This is a genomic window from Variovorax sp. ZS18.2.2, from assembly GCF_024701975.1.
Lineage (GTDB): Bacteria > Pseudomonadota > Gammaproteobacteria > Burkholderiales > Burkholderiaceae_C > Variovorax.
Genome location: NZ_JANLNM010000002.1, coordinates 514,329 through 532,771, shown reverse-complemented (window position 1 = coordinate 532,771; position 18,443 = coordinate 514,329). Strand labels below are relative to the sequence as shown.

Sequence of the window (18,443 nt, the reverse complement as noted above, 5' to 3'; positions counted from 1 at the left end):
AGGTTTCGGTAGAATCCGCGCCCATGGCTTCCTCCCCACCGTCTTCCATGGCCAAGGGCTCGCCCCGGTCGCTGTCGGGGCTGAGCCCCTTCCTTCGCCCCTACCGCGTGCAGATCGTGCTGGCGGCCGTTTTCCTGGTAATGGCAGCCGTCACGACGTTGGCCTTTCCGCTTGCGCTACGCAGCCTGATCGACGGCGGGCTGATCACCCCCGACAAGGGCGCCCAAACCATGGCGCTGCGTGAGCACTTCGGCGCCCTCTTCGCGGTGGCCGTCGCGCTGGGGCTTTTTTCGGCGGCGCGCTTCTATACGGTGAGCTGGCTCGGCGAACGGGTTACGGCGGACCTGCGCAACGCGGTCTACGGCCACGTGCTGCACCAGAGTCCGGCCTTCTTCGAAACCACGCAGACGGGCGAAGTGCTCTCGCGCCTGACCGCCGACACGACGCTGGTGCAGACGGTCGTCGGCTCGTCCCTGAGCATGGGCCTGCGCAACGCGGTGATGGGCGTGGGCGCGCTGGCCGTGCTGGTCTGGACCAATCCTTACGTGATGGTGCAGGTGCTGGGCATCCTGGTGCTGGTGGTGCTGCCGAGCATGTGGTTCGGCCGGCGGGTGCGCAAGCTCTCGCGCGCCAGCCAGGACCGCGTGGCCGATTCGAGCGCCATCGCGGCCGAGGTGCTGAATGCGATTCCGGTGGTGCAAAGCTACACGGCCGAATCCCGCGAGGCCTCGCGCTTCGACGCCTCGACCGAGAACGCCTTCCGCACCGCGGTGCGCCGCACCAAGGCGCGCTCGGTGCTGGTGGCCTTCATCATCATCGCGACCTCGGCGGCGCTGCTCTGGGGCCTGTACCAAGGCACGCAAGCCGTGCTGCGCGGCGACATCACGGCGAGCCACCTCGGCCAGACCGTGGTCTACGTGGCCATCCTCGCGAGCGCGACGGCGGTGCTCGGCGAGGTGTACGGCGACCTGCTGCGCGCGGCCGGGGCCACCGAGCGGCTGATGGAACTGCTGCATGCGCCGGCCGTCATCACTTCGCCGCCGAATCCCGCGGTCACGCCGATTCCGGCTGCAGGCAGCACGATCAAGCTCGACGCGGTGACCTTTCACTACCCATCGCGACCCAATACGCCGGCGTTGCGCGACTTCAGTCTCGACATCGCGCCCGGCGAAACGGTGGCGCTGGTCGGCTCCAGCGGCGCGGGCAAGAGCACGGTGTTCCAGTTGCTGCTGCGCTACTACGACCCGCAATCGGGCCAGTTGCTGCTCGACGGCGCACCGCTGGCGTCGCTCGCCCTGCCCGACCTGCGCACCCGCATCGGCCTCGTGCCGCAGGATGCGGTGATCTTCTCGGCCAGCGCGTTCGAGAACATCCGCTACGGCCGGCCCGAAGCGACGGTCGACGAGGTGCATGCAGCCGCCCGCGCCGCGTTCGCGCACGACTTTCTGACAGCGCTGCCCGAGGGGTACGACACCTTCCTCGGCGAGCGCGGCGTGCGCCTCTCCGGCGGCCAGCGCCAGCGCATCGCGATCGCACGCGCCATCCTCAAGAACCCGCCGCTGCTGCTGCTCGACGAGGCCACCAGCGCTCTAGACGCGGAAAGCGAACGCATGGTGCAGGCCGCGCTCGAATCGGCGATGGAAGGCCGCACGACGCTGGTCATCGCGCACCGCCTTGCGACCGTGCAGAAAGCCGACCGCATCATCGTGCTGGACCACGGCGGCATCGTCGAACAGGGAACGCACGCGGCGCTGGTGGCGCAGGGCGGGGTCTACGCCCGCCTGGCCGCGCTTCAGTTCACGGCCTGAGCCGTTGGGCAATTACTGCAGTGTCTCTTTGAGCGCTGCGGGCATCGGCAGCGGCATCACCGCGATGCCTTCGTCGAGCAGCGCCTCGGTCTGCTCGGGCGTTGCCTGACCACGGATACCGCGCTCTTCGGCTTCGCCGTAATGCATCTTTCGGGCTTCCTCGGCAAAGCGCTCGCCGACGTCTTCGGTCTTGGCGATGACCTCGCGCACGGCGCGCATCCAGCGAGCTTCAGGGGAGAGAGGAGCCGGCACCTGCGAAGGCGCGGCGGGTGCCGCTTCTGCCGCCGGCGCCTTGGCATTGCCAAGATTGAGGCGCGGTGCGCTCAGCAGCTTGACGATGGCGGTGTCGCCGCAGACCGGGCATTCGACCAGCCCGCCGGCAAGTTGCGTCTCGAAGGCCTCGTTGGACGCGAACCAGCCCTCGAAGCCATGGCCATGCGTGCAGCGGAGATCGAGGACCTTCATGCGCGGATTATCCCGCGCCGCCTTGCGACGCGGCCGCTTTCCAGTCGAGTGCCCATGCGTCGGAAAGGACGTTCTGCAGCCAGAGGGTGCAGGTCAGCGTCTTGGCGTCGGTCACCGTGCCGTCGCCGCACCAGCCGGCCAACTCCTGCGGCGTGGCCGTGAACACGTCGAGAAATTCGCCATGGTCGAGCTGCCGCTCACCGAGCGAGAGGCCCCGTGCGAAGTAGATGTGGATGATCTCGGTCGAGTACGCCACGGCCAGGTGCATCGCACCGGCATGCGCCCATTCGCGTGCGGTGTAGCCGGTTTCCTCGAGCAGCTCGCGCTGGCCGCAGACCAGCGGGTCCTCGCCCGGATCGAGTTTGCCGGCCGGAAACTCGACCATCACATGGCCGACCGGATAGCGAAACTGCCGCTCCAGCACCACGCGGCCGTCGTCGAGCAGCGGAATCACCACCACCGCGCCGGGATGCACCACGTACTCGCGCGTGGCGTTGTGGCCGTCGGGCAGGCGGATGGTGTCGCGCTTGGCCTGCAGGAACTTGCCCTTGAAGAGCTCTTCGCTGCTGACGAGCTCTTCCTTCAGGTGCGAATCGGCGATGGGTGATGTCATGGGGTCAGTGCCTATGCTTCATCAGGTAGCGCCAGGTAAAACCTGGGAAGGCCAGCACGATGAAGAGCGCGCCGGTCACCGCGTAGAACTCCCAGCCCTGCGACGAGATCTGCCCTGCCCTGCGTTCGAACAAGAGGCCGATGCCGCCGGCAATGAAGTACAACACCACCAGCTCGGCAAAGCGGATCGCCAGAGACTTGCGCTTTGCCGGCAGCGGCACCGCGCCGAACAGGCGCTCGTTGAAGAACGGCAGGTTGGCGGCCAGCAAGGCCACCAGCAGCACGACCCAGACCGACGCGGTTTGCGACACCGTGGGCCGGCCGCGTCAGTGGGCCAGCGTGGCCGCGATGGCGTCGTAGCACAGCGTCATCAGACCGCCGGGCAGCACGCCAAGAATCAGGATCAGTGCGCCGTTGATGGCGAGCACAGTGCGCACGTCGAACGATGCCGACACGGTGGTGGCCGTGACCGGTGCGTCGAAGTACATGACCTTGACCACGCGTATGTAGTAGAAGGCGCCGACCAGCGACATCATCACGGCGAACACCGCGAGGCCGATGTAGATGGCCTGACCAGAGGCGATCAGCGCCTGCAACACAGCCAGTTTGGCGTAAAAGCCGACCAGTGGCGGCAGCCCGGCCAGCGAGAGCATTGCAATCAGCATCACGCCGGCATACAGCGGGCTGCGCTGGTTGAGGCCTGCGAGGTCGGTGATCTCTTCGCTCTCGAAGCCTTCGCGCGCCAGCAGCAGGATGATGCCGAAGCTCGCCAGCGTGGTCAGCACGTAGGTCACGATGTAGAACATCGAGGCGCTGTAGGCAGCCTGTGCGTTCTGCGTGCCCTGCAGGTCCGAACCGGCAACCAGGCCCAGCAGCATGAAGCCCATCTGCGAGATGGTCGAGTAGGCCAGCATCCGCTTGAGGTTGCTCTGCGCGATAGCCGCGAGGTTACCGATCAGCAACGAGGCAATGGCCAGCACGGCCAGCATCTGCTGCCAGTCGATCGCAAGCGGCTGCAGGCCGTCCACGAGCAGGCGGATGATGATGCCGAAGGCGGCCAGCTCGGGCGCCGCGCCGATCAGCAGCGTGACGGCCGTGGGCGCGCCCTGGTAGACGTCGGGCACCCACATGTGGAAAGGCGCTGCCCCCACCTTGAACGCCAGGCCGGCCACGATGAACACGAGGCCGAACACCAGCACCTGGTGGTTGACCTTGCCGGTCGAGATGGCCTTGAACACTTCGTTGAGGTCGAGCGAGCCGGTCGCGCCGTACATCATCGACAGGCCGTACAGCAGGAAGCCGCTGGCCATCGCGCCGAGCACGAAGTACTTCATGGCCGCTTCGCTGGCCACCGCGTTGTCGCGGCGCAGCGCCACGAGCGCGTAGCTCGAGAGCGTGAGCAGTTCCAGGCCCAGGTAGATCAACAGGAAATTGCTGCCCGAGATCATCACGAACATGCCCAGCAACGCGAACATGCTCACGGTGAACAGTTCGCCGCCGCGCAGCATGTCGCGGTCTGCCGCGTAAGGACGGCCGTAGATCAACGTGACCATCAAGGCGATGGTGGAGAAGCACTTGAGCCAGTTGCCCATCGAGTCGCTCACGACCATGCCGCCGAAGCCGTACGAGGTCTTGCCGTCCAGCGCGGCCATGCCGGTGAGCACGGCCACCACCAGCAGCGTGAGCAGCGTCAACACGTAGGTGCGGGTGCGGCGCGGGCTCATGTCCGACAGGTCGACCAGCGCAATGATGCAGGCCATGACCAGCAACACGATTTCGGGGTAGATCGTGACCCAGCTGAGTTTGTCAATCATCTCGTTCTCTTGTCTTCAGCGTGGCATCAGGAGGGCAGCTTCGAAACTGCCACGTGGCGCAGGAGCTCGGTCACCGAGGCATCCATCGCATCGGTGAAGGGCTTTGGATACAGGCCCATCCACAACACGGCGATCGCCAGCAGCGACAGCATCAGGAACTCGCGGGCATTGATGTCGGTGAGTTCCTTGACGTGGTCGTTGCCGACCGGGCCGAGGTACACGCGCTTGTACATCCAGAGGGTGTAGGCGGCACCGAAGATCAGCGCGGTGGCGGCGCCCGCGCCGATCCAGAAATTGGCCTTCACGGCGCCCAGGATCACCATCCACTCGCCGACGAAACCGGCGGTGCCCGGCAGGCCGCAATTGGCCATGGCGAACAGCAGCGCGAACGCGGCGAACTTGGGCATGGTGTTGACCACGCCGCCGTAGTCGGCGATCTGGCGCGAGTGCACGCGGTCGTACAACACGCCGATGCCCAGGAACATGGCGCCCGACACGAAGCCGTGCGCAATCATCTGCACGATGCCGCCGGAGACGCCGAGCTCGTTGAAGATGAAGAAGCCGAGCGTCACGAAGCCCATGTGGGCGACCGACGAGTACGCCACCAGCTTCTTCATGTCCTGCTGCACCAGCGCCACCAGGCCCACGTAGATCACCGCGATCAGCGACAGCGCGATCATGAGCCAGGCCCATTCATGCGACGCGTCGGGAGCGATGGGCATCGAGAAGCGCAGGAAACCGTAGGCGCCCAGCTTCAGCATGATTGCGGCCAGCACGGCCGAGCCGCCGGTGGGCGCCTCGACGTGCACGTCCGGCAGCCACGTGTGGACCGGCCACATCGGCACCTTGACGGCGAAGGCCGCGAAGAAGGCGAAGAACAGGAAGGTCTGCGCGGTCGCACCCAGCGGCAGCTTGTGCCAGGCCAGGATGTCGAAGCTGCCGCCCGACTTGTTGTACAGGAAGATCAGCGCCACCAGCATCAGCAGCGAGCCGAGCAAGGTGTAGAGGAAGAACTTGAACGCCGCGTAGATCTTGTTCGGGCCGCCCCAGATGCCGATGATCAGGTACATCGGGATCAGCGTGGCTTCGAAGAACACGTAGAACAGTATGCCGTCGAGCGCGGAGAACACGCCGATCATGAAGCCCGACAGGATCAGGAACGCGCCCATGTACTGGTTCACGCGCTCGGTGATCACTTCCCAGGCCGAGATGATGACGACGACCGTGATGAACGAGGTCAGCAGCACCATCCACAGCGACAGGCCGTCAAGACCGATGTGGTAGTTGACGTTGAAGCGGGAGATCCAGCTCGTCTTCTCGACGAACTGCATGGCGGCGGTTCCGTTCTGGAAGCGCGTGAACAGCGGCACCGTGACCAGGAAGCTCACGATGGCACCGACGAGCGCGACCCAGCGCACGCCCTTGGCATGCTCTTCGCGGCCAAACGCCAGCAGCACGGCGCCGAATGCGATCGGCACCCAGATGGCAAGGCTCAACAAACCCATTTTTCTTTTTCTCCAGCGTTCGGGCTCAGCGTTTGAACCAGACGAAGTACGTCATCAGGATGAAGATGCCGAGCAGCATCGCGAAGGCATAGTGATAGATGTAACCCGACTGCACCCAGCGCACCACGCTGGAGACACGGCCAATCACTTTCCACGAACCATTGACCACGGCACCGTCGATCAGGGCCTGGTCGCCGCCCTTCCACAGGCCGGTACCGAGCGCGCGTGCACCGCGGGCGAGAATGTTCTCGTTGATCCAGTCGAGGTAGTACTTGTTCTCGAGCAGACGATAGACCGGACCGAAGGCGCGCTTGATCGCGGCCGGCAACGCCGGGTTGATCATGTACATGTAGTACGACAGCACCACGCCAGCCAGCGCCAGCCAGAACGGCGCGGTCTGCAGGCCGTGGATCGCCATGGCGACGGGGCCGTGGAAGGCTTCTTCCAGTTCCTTCATGGCGTGGTGCTTGGCACCGTCCACAACGATCGCGCCCTTGAAGAACTCACCGAACAGCATCGGATCGATCGTCATGAAGCCGATCACCACCGAAGGAATGGCCAGCAGCACCAGCGGCAGCCAGACCACCCAGGGCGATTCGTGCGGCTTGTGGGCGTCGTGACCATGGCCGTGATCGTCGTGGCCATGCGCATCGTGCGCATGGTCGTCATGGTGCGCGTCCGGATTCTGGTCGTAGCGTTCCTTGCCGTGGAAGACCAGGAAGTACATGCGGAACGAATAGAAGGCCGTGATGAACACGCCGGCCAGCACTGCGTAGTACGCGAAGTTCGCGCCCCACAGGTGGCTCTCGTGCACCGCTTCGATGATGCTGTCCTTCGAGTAGAAGCCGGCGAAGAACGGCGTGCCGATCAGCGCGAGCGAACCCAGCAGCGAGGTGATCCAGGTGATCGGCATGTACTTGCGCACACCACCCATCCAGCGGATGTCCTGGTTATGGTGCATGCCGATGATCACCGAGCCTGCGCCGAGGAACAGCAGCGCCTTGAAGAACGCGTGCGTCATCAGGTGGAACACCGCGACCGAGTAGGCCGAGGCACCGAGCGCCACCGTCATGTAGCCCAGCTGCGAGAGCGTGGAATACGCGACCACGCGCTTGATGTCGTTCTGGATGATGCCCAGGAACCCCATGAAGAGCGCAGTGATGGCGCCGATCACGAGGATGAAGCTCAGGGCCGTGTCGCTCAGCTCGAACAGCGGCGACATGCGCGCCACCATGAAGATGCCGGCGGTCACCATCGTGGCCGCGTGGATCAGCGCGGAGATGGGCGTCGGGCCTTCCATCGAATCGGGCAGCCACACGTGCAACGGGAACTGCGCGCTCTTGCCCATCGCGCCGATGAAGAGGCAAATGCAGATCACGGTGATCAGCATCCACTCGGTCCCCGGGAAGGTGATGCCGGCCAGCGTGTTGGCCTTGGCGAAGGCTTCGCCGTAGTTCAGCGTGCCGGCATAGGCGGCGATCAGGCCGATGCCCAGGATGAAGCCGAAGTCGCCCACGCGGTTGACCAGGAAGGCCTTCATGTTCGCGAAAATCGCGGTCGGCTTGTTGAACCAGAAACCGATCAGCAGGTACGACACCAGGCCCACCGCTTCCCAGCCGAAGAACAGCTGGAGCATGTTGTTGCTCATGACGAGCATCAGCATCGAGAAGGTGAACAGCGAGATGTACGAGAAGAAGCGGTTGTAGCCGTCGTCTTCTTCCATGTATCCGATGGTGTAGATGTGCACCATCAGCGACACGAAGGTCACCACGCACATCATCATGGCCGTGAGGCCGTCGACCAGGAAGCCGACTTCCATCTTCAGGCCGCCGACGATCATCCATTCGTAGAGCGTGGCGTTGAAGCGGGCACCGTCGACCACAACGCTCTTGAGCGTCATGGCCGAGATGATGAAGGCGACGAGCACGCCGAGGATCGTCAGCGAATGCGTGACCTTGCGGCCGATGTGATTGCCACCGAACTTGGTGCCGAAGAGGCCTGCGACGGCGGCGCCGACCAGGGGTGCCAGCGGCACGGCCAGCAGGGTGGATGCGGAAAGGGTTGCGCTCATACTGGTTTCAACCCTTGAGCGAGTTGAGCTCGTCGACGTTGATGTTGGACTTGTTGCGGAACAACAGCACCAGCAACGCAAGACCGATGGCCGACTCGGCCGCGGCCACCGTCAGGATGAAGAACACGAAGATCTGGCCGTGCATGTCGCCCAGGTAGTGCGAGAAGGCCACGAAGTTCATGTTGACCGCCAGCAGCATCAGCTCGATGGCCATCAGCAGCACGATCAGGTTCTTGCGATTCAGGAAGATGCCGATCACCGACAGCGCGAAGAGCATCGCGCCGAGCGAGAGAAAGTGTCCGAGCGTGAGCGTCATGCCTTGTTTTCCTTTGCCGCTTCCGCCGGGGGCGTTTGCACCACAGGTTCAGCCGCGCGCGTGACCTCCATCTGCACGATGCGCACGCGGTCGCGCGCCTTCACGCGCACCTGGTCCGACGGGTTGGTGTACTTGCTGTCCTTGCGGGTGCGCAGCGTCAGTGCAATGGCGGCCACGATGGCCACGAGCAGGATGACCGCGGCAATTTCCAGCGGGTAGAGGTACTCGGAATAGAGCAGCTTGCCCAGTTCCATCGTGTTCGAGGTGTTGGGAGAGGTGACCGCCATGGCGCGCGGTGCCTCGCCGAGGCGGAAGCCGCCCATGAGCACGGCCGCCATTTCGAGCGCGATCAGCGCGCCCACGCCGGCAGCGAGCGGGAAGTGCTTCCAGAAGCCCTGTCGCAACCCGTCGACGTTGATGTCCAGCATCATCACGACGAAGAGGAACAGCACCATCACGGCACCGACGTACACCAGCACGAGCGAGATCGCGAGGAACTCGGCGCGCAGCAGCAACCAGATGGCCGAAGCCTGGAAGAAAGCCAGCACCAGGTACAGCGCGGCGTACACGGGATTGCGGGCGGTGATGACGCGGAAGGCCGCGAACAGCAGCACCACGGCAAACAGATAGAACAGACCGGTCTTGACGTCCATTGGAATTCGAGTGGGTACGGGTTTCGGGCTGGACGGATCAGCGGTACTTGGCGTCGGCCGCCTTGTTCGCTGCAATTTCTTTTTCGTAGCGGTCGCCCACGGCCAGCAGCATGTCCTTGGTGAAGTACAGGTCGCCGCGCTTTTCGCCGTGATATTCGAAGATGTGGGTCTCCACGATCGAGTCGACCGGGCAGCTTTCTTCGCAGAAGCCGCAGAAGATGCACTTGGTCAGGTCGATGTCGTAGCGCGTGGTGCGGCGCGAGCCGTCGTCGCGCACTTCGGATTCGATGGTGATCGCCAGTGCCGGGCAGACGGCTTCGCAGAGCTTGCAGGCGATGCAGCGCTCTTCGCCGTTGTCATAGCGGCGCAGCGCGTGCAGGCCGCGGAAGCGCGGCGACAGCGGCGTCTTCTCTTCGGGGAACTGCACCGTGATCTTGCGGGCGAAGGCGTACTTGCCCGTGATCGCCAGGCCCTTGAACAATTCGAACAGCATGAAGCTGCCCAGAAAATCCTTGAGCGAGAACGGTGCGGAAGCCAGCTTGGAAGGGCGCGCGAGCGCGCTGGCGGTATGTGAAGCAGTCATGATGTCGGCGCTTCCAGTTATTTCCAGATGTTGAACGGCGTCTGCATCCAGCCGCCCACAACGACCAGCCACACGAGGGTGACGGGAATGAAGATCTTCCAGCCCAGACGCATGATCTGGTCATAGCGGAAGCGTGGGAACGTCGAGCGCACCCACAGGAACATGGTGACCACGCAGAAGGTCTTGAGGCCCAGCCAGATCCAGCCGGGGATATAGCTCAACAGCCCAAGGATTGGTAGCTCGGGGCCGAACGGTGGCAGCCAGCCGCCGAGGAACAGCACCACGGTCAGGATCGAGACCAGCCACATGTTGGCGTACTCGGCCAGGAAGAACATCGCGAAGCTCATGCCCGAGTACTCGATCATGTGGCCCGCAACGATTTCCGATTCGCCTTCCACCACGTCGAACGGGTGACGGTTGGTTTCGGCCAGGCCAGAGATGAAGTAGACGACGAAGATCGGCAGCAGCGGCAGCCAGTTCCACGACAGGAAGCCCAGCCCCCAGTCATGGAACATGCCCTTGCCCTGCACCGTGACGATGTCGCTCATGTTCAGGCTGCCGGTGACCATCAGCACCACGACGAAGCAGAAGCCCATCGCGATTTCGTAGCTCACCATTTGCGCCGAGGCGCGCAGCGCACCGAGGAACGCGTACTTCGAGTTCGATGCCCAGCCGGCGATGATCACGCCATACACCTCGAGCGAAGTGATGGCCATCACGAACAGGAGGCCGGCGTTGATGTTGGCCAGCGCCACGTCGGGGCCGAAGGGAATCACGGCCCATGCGGCGAGCGCCGGCATGATCGTCATGATCGGGCCGAGCAGGAACAGGCCCTTGTTGGCGACCGTCGGAATGATGATTTCCTTGGTCATCAGCTTGAGCGCGTCGGCGATCGGCTGGAGCAGGCCCATCGGTCCGATGCGGTTCGGGCCGATGCGGATCTGCGTGAAGCCGATGGCCTTGCGTTCCCACAGCGTGAGGTACGCCACGGCGCCCATCAGCGGGATCACGACCACGATGATCTTGATCAGCGTCCAGATCACGGGCCATGCCACGGCCGTCCACCAGCCTGCGGCGATCAGTCCCTGGCCGAAGCCATGAATCGCGTCGATCATGCCAATGCCTCCTCGGCCTGACCCGATGCGACCGGTGCGGTCGATGCGTTGCGCGCATCGGCGGTCAGTTGCAGCGACGGTGCGCGGCGCACGATGGAGTCGAGCTGGTAGATGCTCGCGACCACAGGTGGTGGCGCGGCGCCGTTGGATGCCACGGCGTTGGCGGCAGTTGCGTTGTTCAGTGCGTTGGCCGGCACGGTGCCGCCCTCGCCTACTGTCTTGAGCACGTCGGCGGTCGATTCGAATGCGAAGCCGGGCAGGCCGAGCAGATTGGCCAGCACGCGCAGCACCTTCCACGCCGGACGCGCTTCGCCTTGCGGCTTCACGACGGCATGGAAACCTTGCAGGCGGCCTTCGGCGTTGACGAAGGTGCCGGGGGTTTCGGTGAACGGGGCGATGGGCAGCAGCACGTCGCTGAATTCGAGGTTGGCCTTGAAGGGGCTCAGCGTGACGACCATCTGCGCATTGCCGATGACATTGGTGGCGGCAGCACCGGCAGCCGAGTCGAACACCGGTTCGGTGTTCAGCAGCAGCACGGCCTTGAGGCCGGAGCCTGCGGCGAGCATGCGGCCGGCATCAAGGCCGCCGTTCTTCGGATAGGCGCCGACGAGTTGTGCGCCCACCGTGTTGGCGGCTTCGGTCAGGTAACCGACGGTCGCGCCGGTCTGTGCGCCGATCCAGTTCGCGAGGGCCAGCAGGCTGCTGGCTTGCGCGTGGTGGGCGGCGGCGTTGCCGAGCAGGATGGCCTTGCGCTCGCCGCTCAGCAGCGACGCTGCGATGGCTTGTACGGCGGCATCGGGCTCGTTCTTCGGTGCGAGTGGTGCGGCGGCGCCATTGGTCTTGCCGATGGCGGCAGCAACTGCGGCCAGCGCTTCGACCCATTGGCCAGCGTCGACGATCGTCGATTGCGCAACGGTGATGGCCCACGCATCGCGGTCGGCCATCAGGTCGGCCGAGGTGATCACCGACAGCGCGGCGCCCTTGCGCACGGCCTGGCGGATGCGCTGCGCGAACAGCGGGTGCTCCTTGCGAAGGTTCGAACCGATGACCAAAGCGCGCTGCACCTGCGTGAGCGATGCGATCGAGGTGCCGAGCCAACGCACGCCTTCGAACGCCGTGAACTCGGCGTTGCGGAGGCGATAGTCGATGTTGTCGCTGCCCAGTTCACGCGTGAGCATCGCGGCGAGTTGCAACTCTTCGAGCGTGCTGTGCGGGCTGACCAGCGTGCCGATGCTTTGCGCACCGTGGTCGATCTTGATCTGCTTCAAGCCATTGGCCACGTATTCGAGCGCGGTCTGCCAATCGACCTGCTGCCATTGGCCGCCCTGCTTGAGCATGGGCTGCGTCAGGCGTTCCGGGCCGTTGAGGGCTTCGTACGAGAAGCGGTCGCGGTCGGCGATCCAGCATTCGTTGACGTCTTCGTTCTCCAGCGGCACCACGCGCATCACGCGGTTGTTCTTGACCTGGACGATCAGGTTGGCACCGGTCGAATCGTGCGGACTCACCGACTTGCGCCGCGACAGCTCCCAGGTGCGGGCGCTGTAGCGGAACGGCTTGCTCGTGAGCGCGCCGACCGGGCAGATGTCGATCATGTTGCCCGACAGCTCGGAATCCACCGAGTCTCCGAGGAAGGTTTCGATTTCGGAATGCTCGCCGCGCTGGGTCATGCCGAGCTCCATCACGCCGGCCACTTCCTGGCCAAAGCGAACGCAGCGCGTGCAATGGATGCAGCGGCTCATCTCTTCCATGCTGATCAGCGGGCCGACGTCCTTGTGGAAGACGACGCGCTTTTCTTCTTCGTAACGCGAAGAAGAACCGCCATAGCCGACGGCCAGATCTTGCAGCTGGCATTCGCCGCCCTGGTCGCAGATGGGGCAATCCAGCGGGTGGTTGATCAGGAGGAACTCCATGACCGACTGCTGCGCCTTGATGGCCTTCTCGCTCTTGGTGCGAACGATCATGCCCTGTGTGACGGGCGTGGCGCAGGCCGGCATCGGCTTGGGCGCCTTTTCCACGTCGACCAGGCACATGCGGCAGTTGGCCGCGATGCTGAGTTTCTTGTGATAGCAGAAGTGCGGGATGTACGTGCCTGCCTTGTCGGCCGCATGCATGATCATGCTGCCTTCGGTCACGTCGACCTTCTTGCCGTCGAGTTCGATTTCAACCATATATGTATTTCTCGGGGCTCAGGCCTGAACGGGCGCTTTCGGGACGTAACCCGGAATCAAGGCCTCGAACTCGTGACGGAAGTGCTTGATCATGGCGCGCACCGGCATTGCCGCTGCATCGCCGAGGGCGCAGATGGTGCGGCCCTGGATGTTGTCTGCCACGGAGTTGAGCAGGTCCATGTCGGTCGCCCTGCCCTGCCCGTTGTGGATGCGGTCCACCACGCGGTAGAGCCAGCCCGTGCCTTCGCGGCAGGGCGTGCACTGGCCGCAGGATTCGTGCATGTAGAAGTACGACAGGCGCTTGAGCGATTCGACCATCGAGCGGCTGTCGTCCATGACGATCACCGCGCCCGAGCCCAGCATGGAGCCGGCCTTGGCGATGGAGTCGTAGTCCATGGTGCAGGCCATCATGATGTCGGCGGGCAGCACCGGCGAGGACGATCCACCGGGAATCACCGCCTTGAGCGTGCGGCCCTTGCGGACACCGCCGCACAGTTCCAGCAGCTTGGAGAACGGCGTACCCATCGGCACTTCGTAGTTGCCGGGCAACTCGACGTCACCGCTCACCGAGTAGATCTTGGTGCCGCCGTTGTTCGGCTTGCCGCATTCGAGATACGCCGGACCACCGTTGTTGATGATCCAGGGCACCGCCGCGAAGGTCTCGGTGTTGTTGATCGTGGTGGGCTTGCCGTAGAGGCCGAAGCTCGCCGGGAACGGCGGCTTGAAGCGCGGCTGGCCCTTCTTGCCTTCGAGCGATTCGAGCAGCGCGGTTTCTTCGCCGCAGATGTAGGCGCCGAAGCCGTGGGCCGCGTGCAACTGGAAGTTGTACGTGCTGCCCATGATCTTGTCGCCGAGGTAGCCGGCGGCGCGCGCTTCCTCGAGGGCTTCCTCGAAGCGGTCGTAGCTCTGGAAGATCTCGCCGTGGATGTAGTTGTAGCCCACGCTGATGCCCATCGCATACGCAGCGATGGCCATGCCTTCGATCACGATGTGCGGGTTGAACTGCAGGATGTCGCGGTCCTTGCACGTGCCCGGTTCGCCTTCGTCGGAGTTGCAGACGAGGTACTTCTGGCCCGGGAACTGGCGGGGCATGAAGCTCCACTTCAGGCCCGTCGGGAAACCGGCGCCGCCGCGGCCGCGCAGGCCCGAGGCCTTGACTTCGGCGATCACCTGGTCGGGCGTGAGGCCCTCGGTGAGGATCTTGCGCAGCGCCTTGTAGCCGCCGCGCGCTTCGTAGTCAGCCAGGCGCCAGTTGGTGCCGTTCAGGCCCGCATAGATCTGCGGCTCGATGTGGCGGTCATGGAAACAGGTCTGGACGCCCGTTGCCTGGAACTGCTGGAGAACTTGCTCGGGTGACATCAGGCAGCCTCCCCTTTGGTGGATGCGCGCAGGCCTTCGATGAGCTGGTCGAGCTTCTCGTTGCTCATGAAGCTGCACATGGTGCGGTCGTTGACCAGCATCACGGGCGAATCGGCGCAGGCGCCCAGGCATTCGCTCTGCTGCAGCGTGAACACGCCGTCGGCCGTGGTCTCGCCCATCTTGATGCCGAGCTTTTTCTCGAGGTGAACGAGCGCGGTGACGCCGTCACGCAGCTGGCACGGCAGGTTGGTGCACACGTTGAGCTTGAACTTGCCCACCGGATGCTGGTTGTACATGTTGTAGAAGGTCGTCACCTCGTGCACGGCGATGGGCGCCATGCCGAGGTAATCGGCGATCTCGCGCTCGCGCTGCATGCTGATGTAGCCCTCGTCCTGCTGGACGATGGCCAGGCACGCCATCACGGCGGACTGCTTGCCGGCTTCTGGGTACTTGGCGACCTCTCGCGCAAAGCGCTCGATGATTGCGGCCTTCAACGGGGCCGAGGGAGCCGCGTCGTGGTGATGGGTTGAGGAAGTCGTCATTCGCTCTTTCTCACCTGTCGATTTCGCCGAACACGATGTCCATCGTGCCGATCACCGCGACAGCGTCGGCGATCATGTGACCGCGCGACATTTCGTCGAGGGCGGCGAGGTGCGGGAAACCCGGGGCGCGGATCTTCAGGCGGTAGGGCTTGTTGGCGCCGTCGCTCACGAGATAGATGCCGAACTCACCCTTCGGATGCTCGACGGCGGCATAGGCCTCGCCTTCGGGCACGTGGAAGCCTTCGGTGAAGAGCTTGAAATGGTGGATCAGCTCCTCCATGTTCGCCTTCATCGATTCGCGCGCGGGCGCGGCGACCTTGTGGTTGCTGGTGATCACCGGGCCGGGATTCACGCGCAGCCATGCCGAGCACTGCTGGATGATCTTGTTGGCCTGGCGCATTTCTTCGACGCGCACGAGATAGCGGTCGTAGCAGTCGCCGGTCTTGCCCACGGGCACGTCGAACTGCATCTGGTCGTAGACGTCGTAGGGCTGCTTCTTGCGCAGATCCCACTCGATGCCCGAGCCGCGCAGCATGGGGCCGGTAAAGCCCAGGTTCAGCGCGCGCTCCGGCGTCACGACGCCGATGCCCACAGTGCGCTGCTTCCAGATGCGGTTGTCGGTGAGCAGCGTCTCGTACTCGTCGACCATCTTCGGAAAGCGTTTGCAGAAGTCATCGACAAAGTCGAGCAGCGAACCCTGGCGGTTTTCGTTCAGGCGCTCGATGGCCTTCGCGTTCTTGATCTTGCTGACCTTGTACTGCGGCATCGCGTCCGGCAGGTCGCGGTAGACGCCACCCGGACGGAAGTACGCCGCGTGCATGCGCGCGCCGGAGACGGCCTCGTACATGTCGAACAGGTCTTCACGCTCGCGGAAGCAGTAGATGAGCATGTTCATCGCGCCGCAATCCAGACCGTGCGCACCGAGCCACAGCAGGTGGTTCAGCAGGCGGGTGATCTCGGCGAACATCACGCGGATGTACTGCGCACGGATCGGCACGTCCAGGCCCATCATCCGTTCGATGGCCAGGCAGTACGCGTGCTCGTTGGACATCATCGACACGTAGTCGAGGCGGTCCATGTAGGGCAGCGACTGGATGAAGGTGCGCGATTCGGCGAGCTTCTCGGTCGCGCGGTGCAGGAGGCCGATGTGCGGGTCGGCGCGCTGGATCACTTCGCCGTCGAGCTCGAGCACCAGGCGCAGCACGCCGTGCGCGGCCGGATGCTGGGGGCCGAAGTTGAGGGTGTAGTTCTTGATTTCGGCCATATCAGTGCAAACCGCCGCCGTAGTTGTCTTCGCGGATCACGCGTGGCGTGATTTCTCGCGGCTCGATCGATACCGGCTGGTACACGACACGCTTCTGTTCTTCGTCGTAACGCATTTCGACATGACCCGACACCGGGAAGTCCTTGCGGAACGGGTGGCCGATGAAGCCGTAGTCGGTCAGGATGCGGCGCAGGTCGTCGTGGCCGTCGAACACGATGCCGTAGAGGTCGAACGCTTCGCGCTCGAACCAGGTGGCGGCGCTCCAGACGGGCTGAAGCGAATCGACCACGGGCAGGTCTTCATGGGGCGCGAACACCTTCAGGCGCACGCGCTGGTTGAGCGTGACCGACAGCAGGTGCGAGACGACGCAGAAGCGCTCGCCCTGCCACTCGCCTTCGCGGTAGTCGGAATAGTCCATGCCGCAAAGGTCGATCAGCTGCTCGAAGCGGCAGCCGGGCGCATCGCGCAGCAGCGTGGCGACTTCGATGTAGTCAGCCGCGCTCACCACGACAGTCACCTCGCCCAATGCGAGCGTCACGCTCTTGGCCTTGGCGCCAAGCGTCTCGGTGATGGTGGCGCGCAGCACCTCCGGCGAAATTGCAAAGTCAGTCATCGTCGGCAATCCCTCAGGCGCGGGCAATGGTGTTGGTGCGGCGGATCTTCTGCTGCAGCTGGATCACGCCATAGAGCAGCGCTTCGGCGGTGGGCGGGCAGCCCGGAACATAGACGTCGACCGGCACGATGCGGTCGCAGCCGCGCACGACCGAATAGCTGTAGTGGTAGTAGCCACCGCCGTTCGCGCACGAGCCCATCGAGAGCACCCAGCGCGGCTCGGGCATCTGGTCATAGACCTTGCGCAGCGCCGGCGCCATCTTGTTGCACAGCGTGCCGGCCACGATCATCAGATCGGACTGGCGCGGGCTGGGACGGAACAGCATCCCGAAACGGTCGATGTCGTAGCGAGCGGCGCCCGCGTGCATCATTTCGACCGCACAGCATGCGAGGCCGAAGGTCATCGGCCAGAGAGATCCGGTCTTCGCCCAGTTCACCACCGAGTCGTAGGTGGTGGTGACGAAACCTTCTTTGAGAACGCCTTCAATGGCCATCGTGATTCCTTGTCATTCCCAGTCGAGCGCGCCTTTTTTCCACTCGTAGATGAAACCTACGACGAGGATGGCGAGAAAGATCATCATGGCCCAGAAGCCGACAGCACCGATCTCCTTGAGCGCAATGGCCCACGGAAAGAGAAAGGCAATTTCGAGATCGAACAGGATGAAGAGAATGGCAACGAGGTAATAGCGCACGTCGAACTTCATGCGCGCATCCTCAAAGGCTTCGAAGCCGCACTCGTAGGGAGCGTTCTTCGCAGCGTCAGGCCGATTGGGGCCGAGGATGTATCCGATGACTTGGGGGGCGACGCCTACGCCGACTCCGACCAAAATGAACAAAAGGACGGGAAGGTAGGAATCGAGGTTCATCGAGAATTTTTCACCGCTTGCCACCGGCAAGAAGAACCCCTGGATGAGGCTTTCTGCCGATGAGATTTGGTGCGGTCGGCGAGACTCGAACTCGCACAGCTTTCGCCACTACCCCCTCAAGATAGCGTGTCTACCAATTTCACCACGACCGCGGTTTTTCTGTTCAGATGGCATGAGGTACCGGTTAAGGCATTTGGCTTTCTGAACAGCTTTAGAGTTTACCCTGAAATGCAGCCGTTTCTCGATGACGACTGCATGAAAACGACTGGATTACTTGTTCGGGATCTGACCAGCGCCCGAAACGGGTGCGGCAGGTGCCGAAGCCGGTGCGCTCGGGGCTGCTGCACCAGGAATCTCGCCTGCTGCGCCGGAGGCCGGCGTGGCCGGCGCACCCACCGCTGCACGCTCCAGAAGACTGCCGCCGCCCGCAGGGCGCGCATGGCTGAAGTACGCAAGCAGCAGCGTGCTGGCGAAGAACACCGCGGCCAGCACGGCCGTGGTGCGCGAGAGAAAGTTCGCGCTGCCGCTGGCACCGAACAGGCTGCCGGCGCTGCCGCTGCCGAAGGCGGCGCCCATGTCGGCACCCTTGCCGTGCTGGACCAGGATCAGGCCGATCATCGCCAGGGCCGTCAGCATTTGCACGCCGACCAGAAGGTTGAGGACCACGTTCATTCGTTCTTACTCCTAATT

At 63.9% G+C, this 18,443-nt stretch carries 19 protein-coding genes and 1 tRNA gene; 1 reads left to right on the top strand and 19 read right to left on the bottom strand.

What is annotated here, in order from left to right; translation table 11 throughout:
- Nucleotides 1–23: 23 nt before the first annotated feature.
- On the top strand, nt 24–1,808 hold the full coding sequence (locus NU688_RS12960) for an ABC transporter transmembrane domain-containing protein (RefSeq protein WP_257861026.1): 1,785 nt from the start codon (nt 24–26) through the stop codon (nt 1,806–1,808).
- 12 nt (nt 1,809–1,820) lie between these two features.
- Here NU688_RS12960 and NU688_RS12955 read toward each other — a convergent pair whose 3' ends face one another.
- The 19 genes from NU688_RS12955 to secG all read right to left on the bottom strand — a co-directional run bounded on the left by NU688_RS12955 (nt 1,821) and on the right by secG (nt 18,425).
- Nucleotides 1,821–2,273: a DUF1178 family protein gene (locus NU688_RS12955; RefSeq protein WP_257861025.1), complete on the bottom strand. Its 453-nt coding sequence runs from the start codon at nt 2,271–2,273 to the stop codon at nt 1,821–1,823.
- Nucleotides 2,274–2,280: 7 nt separating this feature from the next.
- Nucleotides 2,281–2,886: an NUDIX domain-containing protein gene (locus NU688_RS12950; RefSeq protein WP_257861024.1), complete on the bottom strand. Its 606-nt coding sequence runs from the start codon at nt 2,884–2,886 to the stop codon at nt 2,281–2,283.
- Between the two features lie 4 nt (nt 2,887–2,890).
- On the bottom strand, nt 2,891–3,196 hold the full coding sequence (locus NU688_RS12945; protein WP_257861023.1) for a DUF2818 family protein: 306 nt from the start codon (nt 3,194–3,196) through the stop codon (nt 2,891–2,893).
- A gap of 15 nt (nt 3,197–3,211) precedes the next feature.
- On the bottom strand, nt 3,212–4,699 hold the full coding sequence (gene nuoN, locus NU688_RS12940) for an NADH-quinone oxidoreductase subunit NuoN (RefSeq protein ID WP_257861022.1): 1,488 nt from the start codon (nt 4,697–4,699) through the stop codon (nt 3,212–3,214).
- A gap of 26 nt (nt 4,700–4,725) precedes the next feature.
- The gene (locus NU688_RS12935) at nt 4,726–6,204 is read right to left on the bottom strand and encodes an NADH-quinone oxidoreductase subunit M (RefSeq protein ID WP_257861021.1); all 1,479 of its coding nucleotides are present in this window, start codon (nt 6,202–6,204) and stop codon (nt 4,726–4,728) included.
- A 25-nt stretch (nt 6,205–6,229) separates the two neighbouring features.
- Nucleotides 6,230–8,275 carry an NADH-quinone oxidoreductase subunit L gene (gene nuoL / locus NU688_RS12930; RefSeq protein WP_257861020.1) on the bottom strand — a complete coding sequence of 682 codons (2,046 nt, stop codon included), beginning with the start codon at nt 8,273–8,275 and terminating at the stop codon, nt 6,230–6,232.
- Nucleotides 8,276–8,282: 7 nt separating this feature from the next.
- Nucleotides 8,283–8,591 (bottom strand): NADH-quinone oxidoreductase subunit NuoK, encoded by a 309-nt coding sequence (gene nuoK, locus NU688_RS12925; protein ID WP_007837741.1) that lies wholly within the window; start codon nt 8,589–8,591, stop codon nt 8,283–8,285.
- On the bottom strand, nt 8,588–9,244 hold the full coding sequence (locus NU688_RS12920) for an NADH-quinone oxidoreductase subunit J (protein ID WP_257861018.1): 657 nt from the start codon (nt 9,242–9,244) through the stop codon (nt 8,588–8,590). The genes nuoK and NU688_RS12920 overlap by 4 nt, the downstream gene beginning before the upstream one ends.
- Nucleotides 9,245–9,281: 37 nt before the next feature.
- The gene (gene nuoI / locus NU688_RS12915) at nt 9,282–9,827 is read right to left on the bottom strand and encodes an NADH-quinone oxidoreductase subunit NuoI (protein ID WP_257861017.1); all 546 of its coding nucleotides are present in this window, start codon (nt 9,825–9,827) and stop codon (nt 9,282–9,284) included.
- A gap of 17 nt (nt 9,828–9,844) precedes the next feature.
- Nucleotides 9,845–10,942, bottom strand: coding sequence for an NADH-quinone oxidoreductase subunit NuoH (gene nuoH / locus NU688_RS12910; protein WP_257861016.1), 1,098 nt, complete (start codon nt 10,940–10,942; stop codon nt 9,845–9,847).
- Nucleotides 10,939–13,110, bottom strand: a complete 2,172-nt coding sequence (gene nuoG / locus NU688_RS12905; protein ID WP_257861015.1) for an NADH-quinone oxidoreductase subunit NuoG — start codon at nt 13,108–13,110, stop codon at nt 10,939–10,941. Before nuoG ends, nuoH begins: the two co-directional genes overlap by 4 nt.
- An 18-nt stretch (nt 13,111–13,128) precedes the next feature.
- Nucleotides 13,129–14,469: an NADH-quinone oxidoreductase subunit NuoF gene (nuoF, locus tag NU688_RS12900; RefSeq protein ID WP_013542408.1), complete on the bottom strand. Its 1,341-nt coding sequence runs from the start codon at nt 14,467–14,469 to the stop codon at nt 13,129–13,131.
- A complete protein-coding gene (gene nuoE, locus NU688_RS12895) occupies nt 14,469–15,011 on the bottom strand; it encodes an NADH-quinone oxidoreductase subunit NuoE (RefSeq protein ID WP_257861014.1) in 543 nt (180 codons plus the stop codon). Before nuoE ends, nuoF begins: the two co-directional genes overlap by 1 nt.
- Nucleotides 15,012–15,021: 10 nt before the next feature.
- Nucleotides 15,022–16,275, bottom strand: a complete 1,254-nt coding sequence (locus NU688_RS12890) for an NADH-quinone oxidoreductase subunit D (protein WP_257861013.1) — start codon at nt 16,273–16,275, stop codon at nt 15,022–15,024.
- 1 nt (nt 16,276) lies between these two features.
- On the bottom strand, nt 16,277–16,888 hold the full coding sequence (locus NU688_RS12885) for an NADH-quinone oxidoreductase subunit C (RefSeq protein WP_257861012.1): 612 nt from the start codon (nt 16,886–16,888) through the stop codon (nt 16,277–16,279).
- Nucleotides 16,889–16,901: 13 nt separating this feature from the next.
- Complete coding sequence (locus NU688_RS12880) at nt 16,902–17,381, bottom strand: NADH-quinone oxidoreductase subunit B family protein (protein ID WP_007837763.1); 480 nt, start codon at nt 17,379–17,381, stop codon at nt 16,902–16,904.
- A 12-nt stretch (nt 17,382–17,393) separates the two neighbouring features.
- On the bottom strand, nt 17,394–17,753 hold the full coding sequence (locus NU688_RS12875; protein WP_041943881.1) for an NADH-quinone oxidoreductase subunit A: 360 nt from the start codon (nt 17,751–17,753) through the stop codon (nt 17,394–17,396).
- 67 nt (nt 17,754–17,820) lie between these two features.
- A tRNA-Leu gene (locus NU688_RS12870) sits at nt 17,821–17,905 on the bottom strand.
- A gap of 118 nt (nt 17,906–18,023) precedes the next feature.
- Nucleotides 18,024–18,425, bottom strand: a complete 402-nt coding sequence (gene secG, locus NU688_RS12865; protein ID WP_257861011.1) for a preprotein translocase subunit SecG — start codon at nt 18,423–18,425, stop codon at nt 18,024–18,026.
- Nucleotides 18,426–18,443 lie beyond the last annotated feature (18 nt).